Origin of the sequence: Mycolicibacterium psychrotolerans (assembly GCF_010729305.1) — a bacterium.
GTDB classification, from domain to species: Bacteria; Actinomycetota; Actinomycetes; order Mycobacteriales; family Mycobacteriaceae; genus Mycobacterium; species Mycobacterium psychrotolerans.
In genome coordinates this window covers 4,928,407-4,949,317 of sequence record NZ_AP022574.1, presented here as the reverse complement: position 1 = coordinate 4,949,317, position 20,911 = coordinate 4,928,407, and the positions used below count along the sequence as shown (strand labels likewise).

The following is a 20,911-nucleotide window of genomic DNA, read 5'->3' as shown; positions in this document are numbered from 1 at the left end:
CCTTAGGTGTAGAGCGGGTCGCGCTGGATGGGGCAGGTCATGCACCGGCCGCCGCCGCGGCCGCGGCCGAGTTCGCTGGCGGTGATGGTGACGACCTCCACGCCGGCCTTGCGCAGGGCGGTGTTGGTCAGGATGTTGCGGTCGTAGCCGATCACGACGCCGGGCCGCAGGGCCACCACGTTGTTGCCGTCGTCCCACTGTTCGCGCTGCACGCCGTACACGTCGCCCGCAGTGGTGACGACCCGGAACTCGACGCCCACGGCCTCACCGATGGTGTGGATGAGACCCTTGCGTTCCCGCCGGATGTCCAGGCCCGAGGGTGACCGGTCGTCGGGGCGCAGGCTGAACGGCACGATGCCGTCCACGACGGGTGCGTAGGCCGTGACGAGATCGTAGTCGCAGAACGTGAAGACGGTGTCGAGGTGCATCGCCGCGCGCGACTTCGGCAGGCTCGCGATGATCACCCGCTCGGCGGCGCCCGCGGCGAACAGATTCCGGGCCACCTGGGTGATGGCCTGGTGTGACGATCGCTCACCCATGCCGATCACCACGGTGCCCTTGCCGATGGGCATCACGTCGCCGCCCTCCAGCGTCGCCGAACCGTGATCGTGGGCAACGGTTTCCGGATCCCCGAGCCAGATGTCGAACTTCTCGTCGGCGAATGCCGGGTGGAACTTATAGACCGCGGTGGTCAGCAGCGTCTCCTGGCGGCGGGCGGGCCAGTACATCGGGTTCAGCGTCACGCCGCCGAAGATCCATGCGCTGTTGTCGCGCATGAACTGGGTATTGGGCAGCGGCCGCAGCACGAATCCTGTGGGATCGAGCTCGCGGAACGCGGTCAGGAAATCACCGCCCACCTCTTCGGGCACGTCCTGATAGGACACGCCGCCGATCAGCAACTCGGCCAACCGGTCCCACGGCAGTTCCTCCAGCCACGAGCGGATCGCCCGATGCAGACCCAAGCCCACCATGTCGTCGGTGACCTTGCGGTCGAGCACCCATGCCCGCGCCTCGGGGATCGCCATCACCTCGGCGAGCAGGTCTTGCAATTCCAGGACCTCGACACCGTGGTCTTCCATCTTCGCGACGAAATCGAAGTGGTCGCGGCGGGCCTGCTGCAACCAGATCACGTCGTCGAAGAGCAACTCGTTGCAGTTCTCCGGGGTGAGGCGCTGGTGGGCGAGTCCCGGTGCGCAGACCAGAACGCGGCGCAGCGTCCCGGCCTCCGACCACACTCCCAGCCGCGATTCGCCGCTCACAGCACGGCCAGGTGTCCGGTGGCCAGCAGCGCCACCGCAAGGACCGACGTCGCCGCCACGACCGCCACCACGACCAGTTCGGCCCGGGTGAAGACAGTCAGCTTGCTTTCCCTGCGTGCCCACACGTAGAGCGCCGTTCCCACCAGATAGAACACCGCCGCCATCAACACGTACTGCCAGCCGCCGGCGTAGACCAACCACACCGCGTAGCCCAGCGCGATCGCGCCGACCAGGATGTCCCGGGTTCGGCCGCGGCCGTCGCCGTAGGTCTCGCCGCGCACCGCCAACAGCACCTGGTAGGCCGCCGACCACAGGTAGGGCAGCAGGATCAGCGAGGTCGCCAAATAGATCAGGTTGGTGTAGGTGCTCGCGTTGGCCAACGTCCACAGCAGCATGGCCTGCACGCACAGGTTGGTCAGCCACAGCGCGGTGGCCGGTGCACCGTGGCGGTTCTCCTTGGCCAGCGCCTTGGGCATCACGTTCTCCAGCGCGGGCAGTCGCAGGATCTCGACGCACAGCAGCACCCAGGCGATCAGGGCGCCCAGCAGCGAGACGACCAGTCCGATCGAGATGAACGCCGCGCCCCAGCTGCCGACCTCGTTCTCCAGCACGCCGGCCATCGACGGGTCGGGGACGCCGGCGAGTTCGGCTTGCGCCATCAGCCCGTAGGACAACAGGTTCACAAGCAGCAGCAGCGCCAGCACCCCGACGAACCCGAGCACGGTGGCCCGGCCGACGTCGGCGCGGCGGGCGGCCCGCTGCGAGTAGACCGAGGCGCCCTCGATACCGATGAACACCCACACCGTCACCAGCATCATGCTCTTGACCTGGGACATGGTGTCGCCCAGCGGCGCGCCATCGATCTGGGTGGTCTTGCCCCAGAAATCGGCGGTGAACAGGCCCGCCTTGAAGCCGACCGCGGCAATCGCGATGAACACCAGAATGGGCACCACCTTGGCGACGGTGACGACGACGTTGACCAGTGCGGCGGTCTGCACGCCGCGCAGCGTCAGCGCGTGCACAATCCACAGCACCACCGAGGCGCCGATGATCGCGGCCACCGTGGCGCCGCCTTCGAAGGCGGGGAAGAAGTAGCCCAGCGTGGAGAACAACAGGACCAGGTAGGCGACGTTGCCCACCCACGCCGACATCCAGTAGCCGAACGCCGATGTGAAGCCGATGTAGTTGCCGAAACCGGCTCGGGCGTATCCGTATACGCCGCCGTCGACGTCGGGTTTGCGGGTCGCCAAGGTCTGGAAGACGAACGCCAGCATCAGCATGCCGACGCCGGTGACCGCCCAGCCGATGATGAGCGGCCCGGGTGCTGCGCTGCCGGCCATCTGCGACGGCAGCGCAAAAATGCCGCTGCCGATCATCGATCCGACGACCAGCGCGGTCAGGGCGGCCAGACCCAGACCCGCAGTGGTTCTCGGCGCTCGCGGCGCAGGTTTGGCGGGGCCTGGAATTACGGACTGTGACATCGTCGTCTCCCACATCCGGTCTCCAGGGCAGCGGCCGCCGCCCTGTGGATCCCACGCTAGGGCGATCACCAGGGCTGCTGAGGAGGCTTAGGTCGGGACATCGAGGGCCGGAAGTCCTACACGGCCCCGTCCCTGTCCTCGATGGTGCTCGATCTCGGCGACGATCGCTGAGACGACCTGCGGCACCGCGGCCGCGACGGCCGGCGTCAACCCGACTCCGTGGCCGACGTCGGCGGCGTCGACGGTGAACACCACCAGTCGCTGCGGCGTCCGGCCCAGGACCCGGCCCAGCGCGTGGACCGCGGTCAGATCCAGGGCGTGGGAGCTCACCGCGGCGGGCGGCGCCTGGTCGGGTGCCCACCGCCGCAATCGGCCGGCGACCGCGCCCTCGCCGGCGGTCGCATCGACGATGACGGCCAGTTCGGTGCCGTCCCAGGCGTCGAGGAGGGCCGCGGGATCGTCGGAAACGGTTCGCACGTCGACGTCCTCGTCCAGGCGCCGTATCGCATCCGCCACGGCAGGCCCGATCCCGTCGTCCCGACGGAACTCGTTGCCGATCCCGATCACCACGGCTGTCACGAGCGGTTGATGTTGAGCGTCAGGAAATGCGCCGAGCACGAGATGCACGGGTCGTGGTTGCGAATCGACCGCTCGCACAGAGCGGTCAGCGCGGCGTCGTCAAGGGTGAGGTTCGCCCCGACCAGCAGGGCCATCTCGTGCTCGATCGCTGCCTGGTTCTGCGAAGTGGGCGGAATCATCGTCGCTGCCCGGACCAGGCCGTCGTCACCGATCTCGTAGCGGTGGTAGAGCAGACCCCGCGGTGCCTCGCTGACGCCGTGACCGATCCCCGCGCGGACCGGCACATCGACCGATGGCCGTCGCGGCACGTCGTAGTTCTCGATGATCCGCAGCGCCTCCTCGACCGCGTAGAGCACCTCGACGGCGCGAACCACGATGCTGCGGAAAGGGTTACGGCACTGCGGTCCGAGCCCGGCATCGGCGGCGGCCTGCGCGGCGAGCGGTGAGAGCCGTGCAGAGTTCAGCGAGTACCGCGCCAGCGGTCCGGTGAGATAGCGGCCGCCGTCCAGCGTGGCCTGCAGGGCGGTGGAGTGCGGCACCTGGGATTCGACGACATGGTCGGCGAAGTCGCGCACCGAGAAGCTGTTTCCAGCACTGCGCGCGATCGTCCCGTTCTCGATCGGGTAGCGGTCCGGGTGGGTCAACGCCAGGAATTCGTGGTCGAATTCGACGTCGGGGAAGTCCAGACCGGCGGTGCGGGCAACGGTGTACAGCGCGTCATCGGTCGCGCGGCGCAGCATCTCGGCCAGCGGCCGCATCTGGGCGGGCGTCGGCGTCGAGTAGAACCCGCCGAGCTTCACGTTGACCGGATGGATCGCACGTCCACCGATCTGTTCCATCAGCCGGTTGCCGGCCTTCTTCAGTGCCAGTCCGCGCTCGACCAGTTCCGGGTGGTCGGCGGCCATCCTGATCACGTCGGGATAGCCGAGAAAGTCGGGCAGGTGCAGCAGGAAGATGTGCAGCGCATGGCTGTGGATCCACTCGCCGCAGTACAGCAGTCGCCGCAGCGCCACCAGTTCAGGGTCGATCGTCACCCCGCAGGCGTCTTCGATCGCGTTGCAGGCGCTGACCTGGTAGGCCACCGGGCAGATGCCGCACACCCGGGCGGTGATGTCCGGCGGTTCGGTGTAGGCCCTGCCGCGCAGGAACGCCTCGAAGAAGCGTGGCGCCTCGTAGATGTTGAGTTCGACGTGCTCGACCACGCCGTCGTTCAGGGTGACGTTCAGTGCCCCTTCGCCTTCGACCCGCGTCAGCGCACCGACGGTGAGTGTTCGCGTTTCGCGACTTTCCGATCCGGTCATCAGTCGTTCCGTTCCGCGGCGAAGCGGGTGGCGTTGAACGTGTGGAACACCCGCTCGACGTCAGCGCCGGACATGCCGTCGCGGTGCAGCAGCGGAATCAACGCGGCGGTGTTGGGGGTGGCCGCCGGGCCGAAACAGCCGTAGCAGCCGCGATGCAACGACGGGCACAGCGCGCCGCAGCCGGCGTGGGTCACCGGCCCCAGGCACGGGGTCCCGTCGGCGACGACCACACAGGTCACCCCGCGCATCTTGCATTCGGTACACACGGTTTTGGCGGGTAGTCGCGGTTTGCGGCCGACCAGGAGCGCCGCCAGCGTCTCGAGCAGTTGCCCGCGATCGATCGGGCATCCCTGCAGTTGGTAGTCGACCTGCACGTGCTCCGAGGCCGGCGTGGAGGTGGCCAGCGTGTCGATGTAGTCCGGGTGGGCGTACACCACGGAGGTGAACTCACCGATGTCGGCGAAGTTGCGCAGCGCCTGGATACCGCCGCCGGTGGCGCAGGCGCCGATGGTGACCAGGATATGCGACTGCGCGCGGATCTCGGCGATCCGGCGCTCGTCGGCGGCGGTGGTGATGGACCCCTCGACGAGTGAGACGTCGTAGGGGCCGGCCACGACCGCGCTCGACGCCTCGAGGAAGGTGGCGATCTGAATCTGCCCGGCGAGGGTCAGCAGCTCGTCTTCGCAGTCGAGCAGCGTCAGCTGGCAGCCGTCGCACGATGCGAACTTCCACACGGCCAGGCTGGGAACGCTCATCTACAACTCCCTGATCCGTAGCAGTGGTTCTGCGACGTCGTAGCCGACGACGGGTCCGTCGCGGCACAGCAGCAAGGGCCCGAGCTGACAGTGCCCGCACCAGCCGACGCCGCACTGCATGTTGCGCTCCAGGGACACGCGGATGTCGTTGCGCGCCATGCCTTTCCTGATCAGCTCCGTCGCGCCGTTGCGCATCATCACCTCGGGCCCGCACAGGAATGCGGTCGTGACGCCGGGGCGCAGCGGCAGCCGGCGCAGCGGTTCGGTGACGAAGCCGACCTCACCGGGCCAGCCCTGCACCGGCACGTCGACGGTGAGATGTACGTCGATGTCGTCGCGGCGCGTCCAGTCGTCGAGTTCTGGGGCGAACAGGAAGTCGTCGCGTGAGCGCGCCCCGGCGATGAGGGTCACGCGGCCGAACCGGTGACGGTCGCGCAGTGCGGCCAGGACGACGGGCCGCAGCGGCGCCAATCCGACGCCGCCCGCGACGATCACCAGGTCGCGGCCGACCGCATCCGGCACACCCCAACTGGTGCCGAACGGGCCGCGCAACCCGATCACCGTCCCGGGCTCGGCGTCGTGCAGTTTCCGGCTGACCGCACCGACGGCGCGGATGGTGTGGGTGATCGTGGCGTCGGGCGCCTCGGGCACCCCGCTCACCGAGATCGCCACCTCACCGATCCCGAAGGCGTACATCATCATGAACTCGCCGGGAGCGGGCGCAGGGAGCACATCAGCCACGGGCGCCAGGCGCAGGGTCGCCGAATCCCGGTTCTCCGCGACGCGGTCGACGACCCGGTAGGGCACTGGCGCCATCGTGTGGGGGGTCGCAACCGTGGCGGTCTCAGTCATCGTCGGCCAGCTCTGCGAAGGTCGCCATCTCCTCGGTGATGTCGATGCCGGTGGGGCACCAGGCGATACAGCGTCCACACCCGACGCATCCGGAGGTGCCGAACTGGTCGTGCCAGGTGCCCAGCTTGTGGGTCAGCCAGTGCCGATAGCGGGAGGGACCCGACTGCCGGACACTGCCCTCGTGGACGAACGTGAAGTCCATCTCGAAGCACGACGCCCAGTTCGTCCACCGTTCGGCGTGCGTGCCGGTGAGGTCGGTGACGTCCTCGACACTGGTGCAGAAGCAGGTCGGGCACACCATAGTGCAGTTGCCGCATGTCAGGCAGCGCGAGGCCACCTCGTCCCAGTGAGGTGACTCCCGGGATTCGACCAGCAGGGCGCGCAGGTCGCCGTCGGGCATCTGCCGACCCATGTGTCCGGCGGCGTCGGCGACATCGGCTCGCGCGGAATCGATCTCGTCGGTGTCAGGCTCACGGTGAACCAGCCGGCCCAGCACGTCGGCGCCTGCCGCGCTCCCGACGTCGACGACGTAGCGGCGACCGTCCGGACCGGTACGCTCAGTCAGCGCCAGGTCGTACCCCGGACCGGCGGCGGGGCCGGTGCCCATCGACGCGCAGAAGCACAACCCTCCGGGCTCGGTGCAATTGACCGCGACGATGAACGCGCGTCCCAGGCGGCCGGTGAACGCACGGTCGGGGTGGGCGCCGGCCCCGAGCACACCGTTGAGGGTGGCGATCGCAGCCAGGTCGCAGCCGCGCACGCCCAAGAAGGCGTATCGCGGGGTCTCTTCGGTGAGCTCGCCGTCGGAGGACCACACCTTCTGCCGGGCCGGGTGCAGGAACTGCTTCCAGGATTGCGGGCCGGCCGAATGGCCGAACACCGCATCGTCGTCGCGTCGGCGCAGCCGGTACTGACCGGGCGCGACGTCGACTCCCCACCCGGAAGGCAGGTCGTCGGCGCTGCCGAGTTCGTCGAGCACGATCGCATCGCCGGACACCGTCGGTCCCACCACGCGATACCCCAGCTCCTGCAGGACCGACACCAGCTGCTGCAGCCCCGCGGCGTCGATCACCGCCACATCCATGTCCGCCATGGTGCGCCGCCCGCGGGCCGGTGCACAGGGCTTGCGGCCTGTCGAAGTGGGGCCGAAAGTCCCTAACTGAATTCATCGGCCGGTAACCCGGGCCCGATAGCGTCAGACCGATGTCGCTGTCTGGAGAAGTGGGGTCGGCCGCGGGTGGCGACACTAAGCCCGAACTCGCACGTCTGGTCGAGCGGCTCGACAATCTGCTCGAACGGCTCGCCGCCGCAGAGGCGGAATGGTCCGACCGGATCGAGGCCGCGGCCCCGGAGTATCGATTGAGCGCCCGAAATCTGGCGCACTACTGGGCGATTCGCGAGGTCGATCTCCGTGACCTGCAGCACCGCCTCGCCCACTTCGGGCTGTCGTCGCTGGGCCGCAGCGAACCCCACGTCGAGGCCACCCTGCGCCTGGTCCGGTCCGCCCTACTGGCGATGCTCGACGATTCCTGGTGCCCGCCCGCACCGTCGGCCATCGGCCCCGAGGAGGGCCGTGAGCTGCTGGCCGCCCGTACCGCCGCCCTGCTGGGAGCGGTTCCGGTGTCGCGGGAGACCCGCATCATGGTCACGCTGCCGTCCGCAGCGGCCGCCGACGCGGATCTGGTCGAGCGACTGGTGCGACGGGGCATGGACGTCGCACGGATCAACTGTGCTCACGATGGCCCGGCCGCCTGGCGCTCGATGGCCGAACACGTGCGCACCGCAAACATCAAGGCGGCGCGCACGTGCCTGATCGCGATGGATCTGGCCGGGCCGAAGGTGCGCACCGGGCCGATCACGCGCGGTCCCGCGGTGGTCAAGCTGAGACCGCACCGCGATGCACTGGGGCATGTCCTTGCGCCGGGCCACGCCTGGTTCACGGCTGCCGACCACATGGTCCCCGCAGCGGCGCCGGACATGACGACCGTGCCGGTCGCCGCGGACTGGCTGGCGCGTCGGCGGATCGGTGACGTCCTGCGCGTGCGGGACACCCGCGGAGCGAAGCGGACACTGAGGCTGACCGACGTCGCCGACGGCGGTGCAGTCGCCTCCTCGGATCGCACGGTGTACCTGGCCACCGGCACCGTGGTGCGGGTCGACGGGTGCGACGATCCTACCGAGATCGGCGCGCTGCCCGAACGTGAGCAGTATCTGGTGCTGCGCCCCGGTGACACGCTGTCGGTGGTCAGGGACTGCGCGCCGACGCCGCCGGGCTCGGGCCGGATCGGCTGCACGCTGCCCGACGTCTTCGCCTACGCGCGCGCAGGGCAACGGATCTTCTTCGACGACGGCCGCATCGGCGCCACGATCGTCGCGGTGGCACCCGACGCGCTGCAGGTGCGGATCGGCCGCGCCGCGCCTCGAGGATCGAAATTGCGTGCGGGCAAGGGCATCAACCTGCCCGACACGGTGCTGCCGGTGCCCGCACTGACCGACAAGGACGTCGACGACCTCGCGACGGTCGTCGAGGTCGCCGATCTGGTGGAGATGTCTTTCGTCCAGGATCCGGCCGACCTGCTGCATCTGCACGACCTGCTCGACCACTTGGGTGGGCAGCGCGTCGGCGTGGTCCTCAAGATCGAGACCCGCCGCGCCTTCGAGCGCCTCCCGGATCTGCTCACCACCGCGATGCGCCGGCCGTCGGTCGGGGTGATGATCGCGCGCGGTGACCTGGCGGTGGAGGTGGGTTACGAGCGGCTGGCCGAACTGCAGGAGGAGATCCTGTGGTTGTGCGAGGCCGCGCATCTACCGGTGATCTGGGCTACCCAGGTGCTCGAGCAGCTCGCCACCAGCGGACTACCGTCGCGGGCTGAGATCAGCGACGCTGCCATGGGGGAGCGCGCCGAGTGCGTGATGCTGAACAAGGGCGCGCACGTCGAAGACGCCGTCGTCGTGCTCGACGACATCCTCAGCCGAATGGCCGAGCACCACTTCAAGAAGAACGCTCTGCTGCCGCAGCTGCATTCGTGGTACCCGGTCGAGTGCTCGGGGTCCCCGAAATGAGGGACTTTGGGCCGCATCGGGCCGGTTCGCGGCGAGGTTAGTGTCAGCTATGTCCCATGACACCGCGCCGGTTTCGGTGCTGCCAGAGTCGGAATGCTGGAAACACCTCTCGAGTGTGGCGCTCGGGCGACTTGTCACCAGCGTCGACGGCCATCCGGCGATCTTCCCGGTGAACTTCGCTGTGCAGAACCGCTCCATCCTGTTCCGCACCGCCGAGGGCACCAAACTGGTCAGCGCCGCGATCAACAGCACAGTTCTCTTCGAGGCGGACGACCACACCGTCACCGACGGATGGAGCGTCATCGTCAAGGGGAGCGCCCGCTCGCTGCGCAGCGACGAGGAGATCGCCGAAGCCGACGCGGCGAACCTGCTGCCGTGGACGGCGACGGCCAAAACCCACTACGTGCGGATCAGGCCGCTCAGCGTGACGGGCCGGCGCTTCGTCTTCGGCCGCGAACCGGACCGCGTTCCCGAGCAGGCGTAGCCGGGCGAACGGCTCTGCGCAGGGTGACTTCGGTCCCTATCCGGTGACCAGCTGCGGTGATCGGATGGAACCGAAGCCACCGAACGGAGAACGACGATGACGACGGCACGACGGAGGACGGGGGAGTCGCCCCGGCAGGTTTTCCGTGATCGACGCGAGGCCGGCCGGGTGTTGGCCGGCCTGCTGGGCTCATACCGCGGCAGAGAGGACGTCGTCGTCCTCGGCTTGGCCCGTGGCGGAGTTCCCGTGGCCTGGGAAGTCGCTGCGGCACTGGGTGTTCCGCTGGATGCGTTCATCGTGCGCAAACTGGGTGCGCCGGGCCGGGACGAATTCGCGATGGGCGCACTGGCCACCGGCGGCCGGGTCGTCGTCAACGACGACGTTGTCCGCGCGCTGGGGGTGACGCCACAGCAAATGCGTGACGTCGCCGAACGCGAGGGCCGGGAGCTGGTGCGGCGCGAGGCGGCTTACCGCGGCGGCCGGCCACCGCTGGAACTCGCGGGACAGACGGTCATCCTCGTCGACGACGGGCTCGCGACCGGTGCGAGCATGATGGCCGCGGTCCAAGCGCTGCGCGAGATGGATCCTGCCGAGATCGTCATCGCCGTCCCGGCCGCGCCCGAGTCGACGTGTCGCGAGTTCATGGCGATCGTCGACGACGTCGTGTGCGCGTCGATGCCCACACCGTTTCTCGCCGTGGGCGAGTCATTCTGGGACTTCAGCCAGGTCAGCGACGACGAGGTGCGCCTGTTGCTGGCGACGCCCACCGTCGGCACCGGCACCGGGAGCCTCCGCCTGGCGGAGACCGCCGCCGACGTGCTGCGCCGATGCGTTGTCGACGCCCCCTCTGGGGTGCCGCCGCGCGAGGCGCTCGAGGAGGTCATCGGCGACGCGCGCGTGGTGCTGATCGGTGAGAGCTCACACGGCACCGAGGAGTTCTACCGGGCGCGGGCGGAGATCACGAAGTGGCTGATCGAGGAGAAAGGATTCTGCGCCGTGGCCGCGGAAGCGGACTGGCCCGATGCCTACCGCGTGAACCGCTACGTGCGCGGCCAGGGCCACGATGCGTCAGCCGATCAGGCGCTGAGCGGGTTCGAGCGCTTCCCCGCCTGGATGTGGCGCAACACCGTGGTGGCCGAGTTCGTGGACTGGCTCCACGCGCACAACTCCCGGCAGCGCGCCGGCGGCGGCGAGCAGGCCGGCTTCTACGGTCTGGACCTCTACAGCCTGCACCGGTCCATGCGCGAGGTGATCCGCTATCTGGAGAACGTCGACCCGGCGGCCGCCGGCCGGGCGAGGGAGCGCTATGCGTGTTTCGACCACACGTCGGCCGACGACGGTCAGGCCTATGGCTTCGCGGCAGCGTTCGGGGCTGGGTTGTCGTGTGAACGCCAGGCGATCGAGCAGCTCGTCGAATTGCAGCGCGATGCGCTGGACAACGTGCGCCGGGACGGGCTGCTGGCCGAGGACGAACTGTTCTATGCGCGGCAGAATGCCCTGACCGTCCGCAACGCGGAGGTGTACTACCGGGCGATGTTCGGCGGCCGGGTCACGTCCTGGAATCTGCGCGACCGGCACATGGCGCAGACCCTTGCCGCCCTGCTCACCCACATGGACCGCCGCAACGGACCAGAACCCGCACGAATCGTTGTGTGGGCGCACAATTCTCACGTCGGCGACGCCCGCGCCACCGAGGTCGGTTCCGACGGGCAGCTCACCCTCGGGCAGCTGGTGCGGGAGTCTCATGCCGAGGCGTCCCGGTTGATCGGTTTCACCACCTACACCGGTACCGTCACCGCGGCCACGGAGTGGGGGGGCATCGCCGAGCGCAAGGTCGTGCGTCCGGCACTGAACGGAAGTGTCGAAGAGCTGTTCCACGAGGTATCCGAACCGGCGTTCCTCGTCTCGGCCGCCATCAGCCGAGCCGCCGCCGCCCCGCTGGACGCCGTCCGGCTCGGTAGGGCGATCGGCGTCATCTACCGGCCGGACACCGAGCGGCAGAGTCACTACTACCACGTCCGGCCGGGGGACCAGTTCGACGCGCTCATCCACATCGACAGGACCACGGCGCTGGAACCGCTCGAGCTCACCAGCGTGTGGGTGGCCGGCCAGAATCCCGAGACGTACCCGACCGGGCTATGAACCGCTCGCGGATCGTCACGCTGACGATGAACCCTGCCCTCGACGTCACCGCCGACGCCGACGAGGTGCGGCCGACCGAGAAGGTCCGCTGCCGCGCCGTGCGGTACGACGCCGGCGGCGGCGGGATCAACGTTGCGCGCTTCGCCGGTGCCCTCGGCGGCGATGTCGTGGCTGTCTTCGCCGCGGGCGGGTCGACGGGCGAGCGACTGGTCGACCTCGTCTACGAATCGCGCACGCCGTACACGCTGGTTCCCATCGGCGGCGCGACGCGGGAGAGCTTCACGGTCAACGACCGCGCCGGTGACCGGCAGTACCGCTTCGTGCTGCCCGGCCCCACCCTGACGCAGGCGGAGTGCACGCTGTGCCTGGACAAGCTGCGCGAGGCGATCCCGCCGGCGGTGGCCTCGACGTGCTACGTCGTCGCCAGCGGCAGCCTGCCCCCGGGGGTGCCGCCGGACTTCTACCAGCGCGTCGCCGACCTGTGCCGGGAAGTCGGCGCGCGGCTGATCCTCGACACGTCGGTCGACGCGCTGACCCACGTCACGTCCGGGGTGTACCTGCTCAAGCCCAGCGTGCGCGAACTGCGCGAGTGTGTCGGTCGTCCGCTGGAGACCCGGGCCGAGCAACTCCTGGCAGCGCACGAACTGATCGATCGCGGGCTCACCGAAGCCGTCGTGGTCTCGCTCGGTCCCGAGGGCGCGATTTTCGCCACCGCCGCGGAGAGCCGGCATTTCCCGGCGATCCCGGTGCACGCCGTCAGCGGTGTCGGGGCCGGCGACGCGATGGTGGCGGGCATCGCCGTCGGCCTGAGCTGCGGCTGGTCCATCGGCGATGCGGTGCGCTACGGAATCGCCGCCGCGGCCGCCAAGCTGCTCACGCCCGGAACGTCGGCGTTCGCCGCCGCCGACGTCGAACGGTTCGTCGACCTGGCCGCCGATCCGACAGACGGCTGTTGCGACACAAGATCATTGGAGCCGATCTCGCACGAATAGGTGCGGAAGCGGGGCGGGGTGTGGTTACGTGATGCAGGTGGACACGGCGACGACGCCGGACACCGGAGCGCGGCGGGGGCTGAATCTGGCGCTGGCCACGTGGGTTTCCGCGATCAATTTCTGGGCCTGGAACATGATAGGGCCCCTGTCGACCACCTATGCCGGTGACCTGTCGCTGAGCAGCACGCAGGCGTCCATGCTGGTCGCCACACCGATTCTGGTTGGTGCGCTGGGGCGCATCGTGGTCGGGTCGCTCACCGACCGATTCGGCGGCCGCGCGATGTTCATCGCCGTGTCCGTGGTCTCCATCGTCCCCGTGCTCGCGGTGGGCTTCGCGGGATCGATCGGGTCCTACCCGTTGCTGCTGATCTTCGGCTTCTTCCTCGGCATCGCCGGCACGATCTTCGCCGTCGGTATCCCGTTCGCCAACCACTGGTACGAGCCCGCGCGACGGGGCTTCGCGACGGGCGTGTTCGGCATGGGAATGGTGGGCACGGCGCTGTCGGCGTTCTTCACGCCGCGTTTCGTCCGGTGGTTCGGGCTGTTCCCCACCCACCTGATCATCGCGGCCGCACTGGGTGTGACGGCCATGCTGTGCCTGATCGTGATGCGCGACTCCCCGCAGTTCACCGCCAACACCGACCCGGTGGTCCCGAAGCTGAAGACGGCCGCCAAGCTCACCGTGACGTGGGAGATGGCGTTCCTCTACGCCGTCGTCTTCGGCGGCTTCGTGGCATTCGCCAACTACCTGCCCACCTACATCAAGACCATCTATCACTTCTCCGCCGTCGACGCCGGCGCCCGCACCGCCGGCTTCGCGCTCGCCGCGGTGCTGGCCCGACCCGTCGGTGGGGCACTGGCCGATCGGATACCTCCCAAATACGTTGTGCTGGCCTCCTTCGCCGGAACGGCGGCGATGGCGTTCGTCGCGATCTTCCAGCCGCCGCCCGACCTCTGGTCGGCGGCCACGTTCATCGCGCTGGCGCTTTTCCTCGGTATCGGCACCGGCGGCGTCTTCGCCTGGGTGGCACTGCGCGCGCCCGCGCAGTCGGTCGGATCCGTGACCGGCATCGTCGCCGCCGCGGGCGGCCTCGGCGGCTACTTTCCACCGCTGGTCATGGGCGCCACCTACGACAGTGTGGAATCCGACTACACGATCGGCCTGTCGCTTCTCGTAGCGACCGCCCTCCTGGCCTTCGCATTCACAGCGCTGCGCCTGCACGCACACGAACCCGAACGCAGGGAGGCCACCGCGTGACGAATCCGCCGCGTACCGGAGGGAAGATCGAAGAGCTGCTCGAGCGCAGCGGCCGCTTCTTCACTCCCGGCGAGTTCTCGGCGGACCTTCGCACGGTCACCCGCCGCGGCGGCCGCGAGGGCGACGTCTTCTACCGCGACCGGTGGAGTCACGACAAGGTCGTGCGCTCCACGCACGGCGTCAATTGCACCGGCTCGTGCTCGTGGAAGGTCTACGTCAAGGACGGCATCATCACCTGGGAGACCCAGGAAACCGACTATCCCTCGGTGGGGCCGGACCGCCCCGAATACGAACCGCGTGGGTGCCCACGCGGTGCCGCGTTCTCCTGGTACACCTATTCGCCGACGCGGGTGCGTTATCCGTACGCCCGGGGCCTGCTGGTCCAGATGTATCGCGAGGCGAAGGCCCGGCTGGGTGACCCGGTGCTGGCGTGGGCCGACATCCAGGCCGACCCCGAGCGGCGCAGACGCTATCAGCAGGCGCGCGGCAAAGGCGGCCTGGTCCGGGTGACGTGGAGCGAGGCGTCCGAGATGATCGCGGCCGCGCACGTCCATACGATCAAGACGTACGGGCCCGACCGCATCGCGGGCTTCTCGCCGATCCCGGCCATGTCGATGGTCAGCCATGCCGCCGGCTCGCGGTTCGTCGAATTGCTGGGCGGGGCGATGACATCGTTCTACGACTGGTATGCCGACCTGCCGGTGGCCTCCCCGCAGGTGTTCGGCGACCAGACCGATGTGCCGGAGTCCGGGGACTGGTGGGACGCGTCCTATCTGATGATGTGGGGCTCCAACGTGCCGGTCACCCGCACCCCCGACGCACACTGGATGGCCGAGGTCCGCTACCGCGGCACCAAGGTGGTCACCGTCAGCCCGGATTACGCCGACAACACCAAGTTCGCCGACGAGTGGATGCCGTGTGCAGCCGGCACCGACGGCGCCCTGGCGATGGCCATGGGCCATGTCATTCTCCGCGAATTCTTCGTCGCACAACGGGTTCCGTTTTTCGTCGACTATGTGCGCACGTATACCGACCTGCCGTTCCTGGTGACGCTGGAGGAGCGTGACGGCGAGCTGGTGCCCGCCAAGATGCTGACCGCTGCCGACCTCGGCCACGACGTGGAGAACGCGCGCTTCAAACCGGTGCTGGTGGACGGTGCGACGGATCGCGTTGCGGTGCCGAACGGTTCGCTCGGGTTCCGCTACGGCGACGAGGGCGTGGGCAAGTGGAACCTCGACCTGGGCGAGATCGTCCCCGCTTTGACTGTCGCGCCGCCGCGCGGTGATGCCGGGGAGACCGCGCTGATCACGCTGCCGCGCTTCGATACCGTTGACGGGTCCGGGGCGACGGTGCGCCGCGGGGTGCCGGTGCGCCGGGTCGGCGGCCACCGGGTGTGCTCGGTGTTCGACCTCATGCTGGCGCAGTACGGGGTGCACCGGCCCGGGCTCCCCGGCGACTGGCCGACCGGTTACGACGACGCGACTGAGCCCTACACGCCCGCCTGGCAGGAACCGATCACCGGGGTGTCGGCCGCTCAGGCCATCCGTGTGGCACGCGAATTCGCCCGCAACGCCGAGGAATCCGGCGGTCGCTCGATGATCATCATGGGTGCCGGGATCTGCCAGTGGTTCCACGGTGACGCCACCTACCGCGCGGTGCTGGCGATGCTGCTGCTGACCGGATCGATGGGCCGCAACGGCGGTGGGTGGGCGCACTACGTCGGGCAGGAGAAGTGCCGACCGGTCACCGGTTGGGCGACCATGGCGATGGCCACCGACTGGTCCCGGCCGCCGCGGCAGATGCCGGGCACGTCGTACTGGTACGTGCACACCGATCAGTGGCGCTACGACGGCTATCGCGCCGACGCGCTGGCCAGTCCGACTGCACGTGGCCGGTTCACCGGCAAGCACACCATGGATGTGCTGGCCGCCTCCGCGGCGATGGGCTGGATGCCGTTCTACCCGCAGTTCGATCGCAGCAGCCTCGACGTCGCCGAGGAGGCACGCGCGGCGGGACGTGAAATCGGCGAATATGTTTGCGAGCAATTGGCCTCCGGTGTATTGAAACTCGCGGTCACCGATCCCGACGATCCGGCGAACTGGCCGCGGGTGCTCGACGTGTGGCGGGCCAACCTCCTCGGTTCGTCGAGCAAGGGCAACGAGTACTTTCTGCGGCATCTGCTGGGCACCACGTCGAACCTGTCGGCCACCCCGACCCCCGAGCACCTGCGTCCGGCCGGCGTCCGGTGGGCCGACGACATCCCCGAGGGCAAGCTCGACCTGTTGATGTCGATCGACTTCCGGATGACGTCGACGACCCTGCTCTCCGATGTCGTGCTTCCGGCGGCCACCTGGTACGAGAAGGCCGACCTGTCCTCGACCGACATGCATCCGTTCGTGCACGCCTTCAGCCCAGCGATCGACCCGCCGTGGGAAACGCGTTCGGATTACGAGGCGTTCGGTGCGATCGCCAGGGCTTTCTCCGCACTGGCTGCGACACACCTGGGCACCCGCACCGACGTGGTGCTGGGGGCGTTGCAGCACGACACCCCCGGTGCGATGGCCTATCCCGCCGGCAGGCAACACGACTGGCGGGAGACCGGAGAGGTTCCGGTGCCCGGGCGGACCATCGGCCCCGTCGCTGTGGTCGAGCGCGACTACACGGCGATCGCCGACAAGTGGTCGACGCTGGGACCCCTGGTCGAGAGACTGGGTGTCACCACCAAGGGCGTCACCACCTGGCCGGTACAGGAAGTCGCCGAACTCGCGCAGAAATTCGGTGTGCTGAATTCCGGCGCCGCCGCGGGCCGGCCGGCGATCACCACCGCCGAACGGATGGCCGATGTCGTTCTCGCACTGTCGGGAACATCGAACGGCCGACTGGCCGTCGAGGGCTTCCGCGAGCTGGAGCGCCGCACCGGCCGACCACTTGCTCACCTGGCCGAGGGGAGCGAGGAGAAGCGCATCACCTACGCCGACACGCAGGCGCGGCCGGTGCCCGTCATCACCAGCCCCGAGTGGTCGGGCAGCGAGACCGGCGGCCGCCGCTACGCCCCGTTCACCGTGAACATCGAAGCGCTCAAGCCTTTTCACACGCTGACCGGCCGCATGCACTTCTATCTCGACCACGATTGGCTCGAAGAAGTCGGTGAGCAACTGCCGGTCTACCGCCCGCCGCTGGACATCCATCGGCTGTTCGGCGAACCCGAGTTGGGCAGCCGTGGCATCGGGCTGACGGTGCGCTACCTGACCCCGCACTCGAAATGGTCGATCCACTCCGAGTACCAGGACAACCTGTTCATGCTGTCGCTGTCGCGCGGAGGGCCGACGATGTGGATGAGCCCGGCCGATGCCGCCAAAATCGCTGTGCGCGACAACGACTGGGTCGAGGCGGTCAACCGCAACGGCGTGCTGGTGTGTCGGGCGATCGTCAGCCACCGCATGCCCGACGGGGTGGTCTACGTCTACCACGCGCAGGAGCGCACGATCGACGTGCCGCTGACCGAGACCACCGGCACCCGGGGCGGCATCCACAACTCGCTGACCCGGCTGCTGGTCAAGCCGAGCCACCTGGCCGGCGGCTACGCCCAGACCTCGTTCGCGTTCAACTATCTCGGGCCGACGGGAAACCAGCGCGACGAGGTCACCGTCGTACGGCGACGCTCCCAGGAGGTGGTCTACTGATGCGCGTCATGGCCCAGATGGCGATGGTGATGAATCTCGACAAGTGCATCGGCTGCCACACCTGCTCGGTCACCTGCAAGCAGGCGTGGACCAACCGCCCTGGTACCGAGTACGTGTGGTTCAACAATGTCGAAACCCGTCCCGGACAGGGGTATCCACGCACCTATGAGGACCAGGAGCGGTGGCGCGGGGGATGGGTCCGCGACGCGCGCGGCCGGCTGCGGCTGCGCGGCGGCGGGCGGCTGCACAAGCTGCTGCACATCTTCTCCAACCCCGAGTTGCCGTCCATCGACGACTACTACGAACCGTGGACCTACGACTACGACAACCTCACGAGTGCGCCGCTGGGCGAGCATTTCCCGGTCGCCCGGCCGCGCAGCCTGATCAGCGGGAAGCCGATGAAGGTGGAGTGGTCGGCGAATTGGGACGACGACCTCGGCGGCTCCACCGAGATCGTGCCCGGCGACCCGGTGCTGGCCCAGGTCAGCGAGCAGGTGCGTCTGGAACTCGAGCAGACGTTCATGTTCTACCTGCCGCGCATCTGCGAGCACTGCCTCAATCCGTCGTGCGTCGCCTCGTGCCCGTCGGGGGCGATGTACAAGCGCGTCGAGGACGGCATCGTGCTGGTCGACCAGGACCGCTGCCGCGGGTGGCGGATGTGTGTGTCGGGCTGCCCCTACAAGAAGGTGTACTTCAACCACAAGACCGGCAAGGCCGAGAAGTGCACGCTGTGCTATCCGCGGATCGAGGTCGGGTTGCCGACGGTGTGCTCGGAGACCTGCGTGGGCCGCCTGCGGTATCTGGGCCTGGTGCTCTACGACATGGACCGGGTCACCGAAGCGGCCTCGGTGCCCGACGATCGAGACCTCTACGAGGCACAGAAATCGATCCTGCTGGATCCCCACGACCCCGCGGTGATCACCGCCGCGCGGGCGGAGGGCATCTCCGACGAGTGGATCGAGGCGGCGCAGCGCTCGCCGATCTATGCCCTGATCCACACCTATCAGGTGGCGCTGCCTTTGCACCCGGAGTTCCGCACCGTGCCGATGGTCTGGTACATCCCGCCGCTGTCCCCGGTGGTCGACGCCGTCAGCCGGGACGGGCACGACGGTGAGGACATCGGGAATCTCTTCGGCGCGCTGGAGGCGCTGCGAATCCCGATCGAGTACCTGGCCGGGTTGTTCACCGCCGGTGATACCACCGTCGTGGAAGGGGTGCTGCGGCGGCTGGCCGCGATGCGCTCGTACATGCGTGACATCAATCTCGGCCGTGAGACCCGGCCACACATTCCTGATTCGGTGGGGATGTCCGAGGAGCAGATGTACAGCATGTACCGGCTGCTGGCGCTCGCGAAATACGAGGAGCGCTATGTCATTCCGACCGCGTATGCCGATGTCGAGCCGGGGTCGATGGAGGAACCCGGCTGCTCGCTGAGCTTTGACGGTGGGCCGGGAATGTACGAGTCGGGCCCCTTCGGGGAAGCCAGCGGTCAGCCGGTACCGGTGGCGGTGGAGACCTTCCACGCGCTGCGGCACCGGCAGACCAGTGAGGGCATGGCCGCCAATGCCGCCCGGCCCTCCCGGGTGAACCTGCTCAACTGGGACGGTCGCGGCACCGCCGAGGGCATGTTCCCCGATCCAGGCGGTGCGGAATGAAGCTGTTCTCCCGCACGCGCAACGCGATGGCGGACCGCGCCGTGTGGCAGTGCGCATCGCTGTTGCTCAGCTATCCCGACGCGGATCGGCTGCGCTTCGCGGCAGAGCTGCTCGAGCATGTCGAAGGCGTTGTCCGACAACAGCTTCAGCAGACCTTCACCGCGATCACGGTGCTGGAGCCGATGCAGGCGGCGCAGCTCTACGTCGAGACGTTCGACCTGCGCCGGCGCGCCACCCTGTACCTGACGTACTGGACCGCCGGCGACACCCGCAACCGCGGACAGGCGATGCTGGCATTCGCGCAGGCCTACCGCGACGCGGGCGCGGCACCGCCCACTGACGAGGCGCCCGATCATCTGGCCGTCGTGCTGGAGTTCGCCGCCACGACAGACGCCGAGCTCGGACGACGGTTGCTCGCCGCGCACCGGACGCCGCTGGATGTGGTGCACCGCGCGCTGCGCGACACCGGGTCGCCGTACGCGTCCGCGGTCGCCGCGGTCCTGACGACGCTGCCGCCGGCCTCTGACGACGAAACCCGCCGTGCCCAGCGGTTGGCGGCTGACGGTCCGCCCGCCGAGGCCGTCGGGCTGGAGCCGTTCACACTGACCGTGCCGCCGCGGCGCGCACCGGAGGGAGTCTGAGGTGGGGGAGGTCTTCTGGGATGTGGTGCCGTACGTGACCCTCGCGGTCGTCGTGGTCGGCACCTGGTGGCGCTACCGCTACGACAAGTTCGGCTGGACCACCCGCTCGTCGCAACTCTACGAGAGCAGACTGCTGCGCATCGCCAGCCCGATGTTCCACTTCGGCATCCTGGTGGTGATCGTCGGACACGTCATCGGTCTGGTGATCCCGGAGTCGTGGACGCGTGCGGTGGGACTGAGCGAGCACGCTTACCACCTGCAGGCCGTCATCCTCGGGTCGATCGCCGGCGCGGCCACCCTGATCGGAATCGCGCTGCTGATCTACCGCCGGCGCACGCGCGGACCGGTGTTCATGGCGACCACCGTCAACGACAAGCTGATGTACGTGGTCCTGGTGGCCGCCATCGTCGCTGGTCTGTACGCCACTGCGCTCGGATCCGGAGTGCTCGGCGAAGCGTACGACTACCGGCAGTCGGTGTCGGTGTGGTTCCGCTCGATCTGGATACTGCAACCGCGCGGCGATCTGATGGCAGGGGCGCCGCTCTACTACCAGGCCCACGTGATGATCGGGCTCGCGTTGTTCGCGCTGTGGCCGTTCACCCGCCTGGTGCACGCCTTCAGCGCGCCGATCGGGTACCTGTTCCGCCCATACGTCGTCTATCGCAGTCGCGATACAGGGCGATCTGGAGAGTTGATCGGATCCCATCCGCAGCGCCGCGGATGGTGAGACGCCGATTGCGCATATCGCACAAGTTGATGGACTCGG

At 68.6% G+C, this 20,911-nt stretch carries 14 protein-coding genes and 2 pseudogenes; 9 read left to right on the top strand and 7 right to left on the bottom strand.

The features are described from left to right. Nucleotides 1-2: 2 nt before the first annotated feature. From arcA to G6N45_RS23960, 7 genes are all read right to left on the bottom strand, one after another. Entirely contained in the window at nucleotides 3-1,259 is a 1,257-nt protein-coding gene (gene arcA, locus G6N45_RS23990; protein ID WP_163725732.1) for an arginine deiminase, read from the bottom strand. Then, nucleotides 1,256-2,740: an arginine-ornithine antiporter gene (gene arcD, locus G6N45_RS23985; RefSeq protein ID WP_163725729.1), complete on the bottom strand. Its 1,485-nt coding sequence runs from the start codon at nucleotides 2,738-2,740 to the stop codon at nucleotides 1,256-1,258. Before arcD ends, arcA begins: the two co-directional genes overlap by 4 nt. An 87-nt stretch (nucleotides 2,741-2,827) precedes the next feature. Beyond that, nucleotides 2,828-3,319: a hydrogenase maturation protease gene (locus G6N45_RS23980; protein WP_163725725.1), complete on the bottom strand. Its 492-nt coding sequence runs from the start codon at nucleotides 3,317-3,319 to the stop codon at nucleotides 2,828-2,830. Next, complete coding sequence (locus G6N45_RS23975) at nucleotides 3,316-4,620, bottom strand: Ni/Fe hydrogenase subunit alpha (protein ID WP_163725722.1); 1,305 nt, start codon at nucleotides 4,618-4,620, stop codon at nucleotides 3,316-3,318. Before G6N45_RS23975 ends, G6N45_RS23980 begins: the two co-directional genes overlap by 4 nt. Further along, nucleotides 4,620-5,375 carry an NADH-quinone oxidoreductase subunit B family protein gene (locus G6N45_RS23970; protein ID WP_163725720.1) on the bottom strand — a complete coding sequence of 252 codons (756 nt, stop codon included), beginning with the start codon at nucleotides 5,373-5,375 and terminating at the stop codon, nucleotides 4,620-4,622. The genes G6N45_RS23975 and G6N45_RS23970 overlap by 1 nt, the downstream gene beginning before the upstream one ends. Further along, a complete protein-coding gene (locus tag G6N45_RS23965) occupies nucleotides 5,376-6,227 on the bottom strand; it encodes an FAD/NAD(P)-binding protein (RefSeq protein WP_163725717.1) in 852 nt (283 codons plus the stop codon). Beyond that, the gene (locus G6N45_RS23960) at nucleotides 6,220-7,311 is read right to left on the bottom strand and encodes a 4Fe-4S dicluster domain-containing protein (protein ID WP_163725714.1); all 1,092 of its coding nucleotides are present in this window, start codon (nucleotides 7,309-7,311) and stop codon (nucleotides 6,220-6,222) included. Before G6N45_RS23960 ends, G6N45_RS23965 begins: the two co-directional genes overlap by 8 nt. Nucleotides 7,312-7,430: 119 nt before the next feature. Between G6N45_RS23960 and G6N45_RS23955 the strand changes: the two genes are divergently transcribed. The 9 genes and pseudogenes from G6N45_RS23955 to narI all read left to right on the top strand — a co-directional run. Continuing rightward, on the top strand, nucleotides 7,431-9,290 hold the full coding sequence (locus tag G6N45_RS23955) for a pyruvate kinase (protein ID WP_163725709.1): 1,860 nt from the start codon (nucleotides 7,431-7,433) through the stop codon (nucleotides 9,288-9,290). A gap of 49 nt (nucleotides 9,291-9,339) precedes the next feature. After that, nucleotides 9,340-9,774, top strand: a complete 435-nt coding sequence (locus tag G6N45_RS23950) for a pyridoxamine 5'-phosphate oxidase family protein (RefSeq protein ID WP_163725707.1) — start codon at nucleotides 9,340-9,342, stop codon at nucleotides 9,772-9,774. Between the two features lie 96 nt (nucleotides 9,775-9,870). Then, a complete protein-coding gene (locus G6N45_RS23945) occupies nucleotides 9,871-11,916 on the top strand; it encodes an erythromycin esterase family protein (RefSeq protein WP_163725704.1) in 2,046 nt (681 codons plus the stop codon). Beyond that, on the top strand, nucleotides 11,913-12,908 hold the full coding sequence (locus tag G6N45_RS23940) for a 1-phosphofructokinase family hexose kinase (protein ID WP_179965231.1): 996 nt from the start codon (nucleotides 11,913-11,915) through the stop codon (nucleotides 12,906-12,908). The genes G6N45_RS23945 and G6N45_RS23940 overlap by 4 nt, the downstream gene beginning before the upstream one ends. Nucleotides 12,909-12,945: 37 nt before the next feature. Continuing rightward, nucleotides 12,946-14,166 carry a nitrate/nitrite transporter gene (locus G6N45_RS23935; RefSeq protein ID WP_163728985.1) on the top strand — a complete coding sequence of 407 codons (1,221 nt, stop codon included), beginning with the start codon at nucleotides 12,946-12,948 and terminating at the stop codon, nucleotides 14,164-14,166. Further along, entirely contained in the window at nucleotides 14,163-17,849 is a 3,687-nt protein-coding gene (locus G6N45_RS23930; RefSeq protein WP_163725701.1) for a nitrate reductase subunit alpha, read from the top strand. Before G6N45_RS23935 ends, G6N45_RS23930 begins: the two co-directional genes overlap by 4 nt. Beyond that, entirely contained in the window at nucleotides 17,849-19,504 is a 1,656-nt protein-coding gene (gene narH, locus G6N45_RS23925; RefSeq protein ID WP_163725697.1) for a nitrate reductase subunit beta, read from the top strand. Before G6N45_RS23930 ends, narH begins: the two co-directional genes overlap by 1 nt. Continuing rightward, nucleotides 19,501-20,139: pseudogene (narJ, locus tag G6N45_RS23920) on the top strand (nitrate reductase molybdenum cofactor assembly chaperone); the annotation flags it as partial. The gene narH and the pseudogene narJ, both read left to right, overlap by 4 nt. Next, nucleotides 20,137-20,872 (top strand): annotated as a pseudogene (narI, locus tag G6N45_RS23915) (respiratory nitrate reductase subunit gamma); the annotation flags it as partial. The pseudogenes narJ and narI, both read left to right, overlap by 3 nt. Between the last annotated feature and the right edge of the window lie 39 nt (nucleotides 20,873-20,911).

Excerpts from the sequence above, each read along its gene's own strand:
- G6N45_RS23975 (WP_163725722.1), bottom strand. The coding sequence starts at position 4,620 with ATGACCGGATCGGAAAGTCGCGAAACGCGAACACTCACCGTCGGTGCG.
- G6N45_RS23970 (WP_163725720.1), bottom strand. The coding sequence starts at position 5,375 with ATGAGCGTTCCCAGCCTGGCCGTGTGGAAGTTCGCATCGTGCGACGGC.
- G6N45_RS23940 (WP_179965231.1), top strand. The coding sequence starts at position 11,913 with ATGAACCGCTCGCGGATCGTCACGCTGACGATGAACCCTGCCCTCGAC.
- G6N45_RS23945 (WP_163725704.1), top strand. The coding sequence starts at position 9,871 with ATGACGACGGCACGACGGAGGACGGGGGAGTCGCCCCGGCAGGTTTTC.
- arcD (WP_163725729.1), bottom strand. The coding sequence starts at position 2,740 with ATGTCACAGTCCGTAATTCCAGGCCCCGCCAAACCTGCGCCGCGAGCG.
- narH (WP_163725697.1), top strand. The coding sequence starts at position 17,849 with ATGCGCGTCATGGCCCAGATGGCGATGGTGATGAATCTCGACAAGTGC.
- G6N45_RS23965 (WP_163725717.1), bottom strand. The coding sequence starts at position 6,227 with ATGACTGAGACCGCCACGGTTGCGACCCCCCACACGATGGCGCCAGTG.
- G6N45_RS23960 (WP_163725714.1), bottom strand. The coding sequence starts at position 7,311 with ATGGATGTGGCGGTGATCGACGCCGCGGGGCTGCAGCAGCTGGTGTCG.
- G6N45_RS23950 (WP_163725707.1), top strand. The coding sequence starts at position 9,340 with ATGTCCCATGACACCGCGCCGGTTTCGGTGCTGCCAGAGTCGGAATGC.
- G6N45_RS23955 (WP_163725709.1), top strand. The coding sequence starts at position 7,431 with ATGTCGCTGTCTGGAGAAGTGGGGTCGGCCGCGGGTGGCGACACTAAG.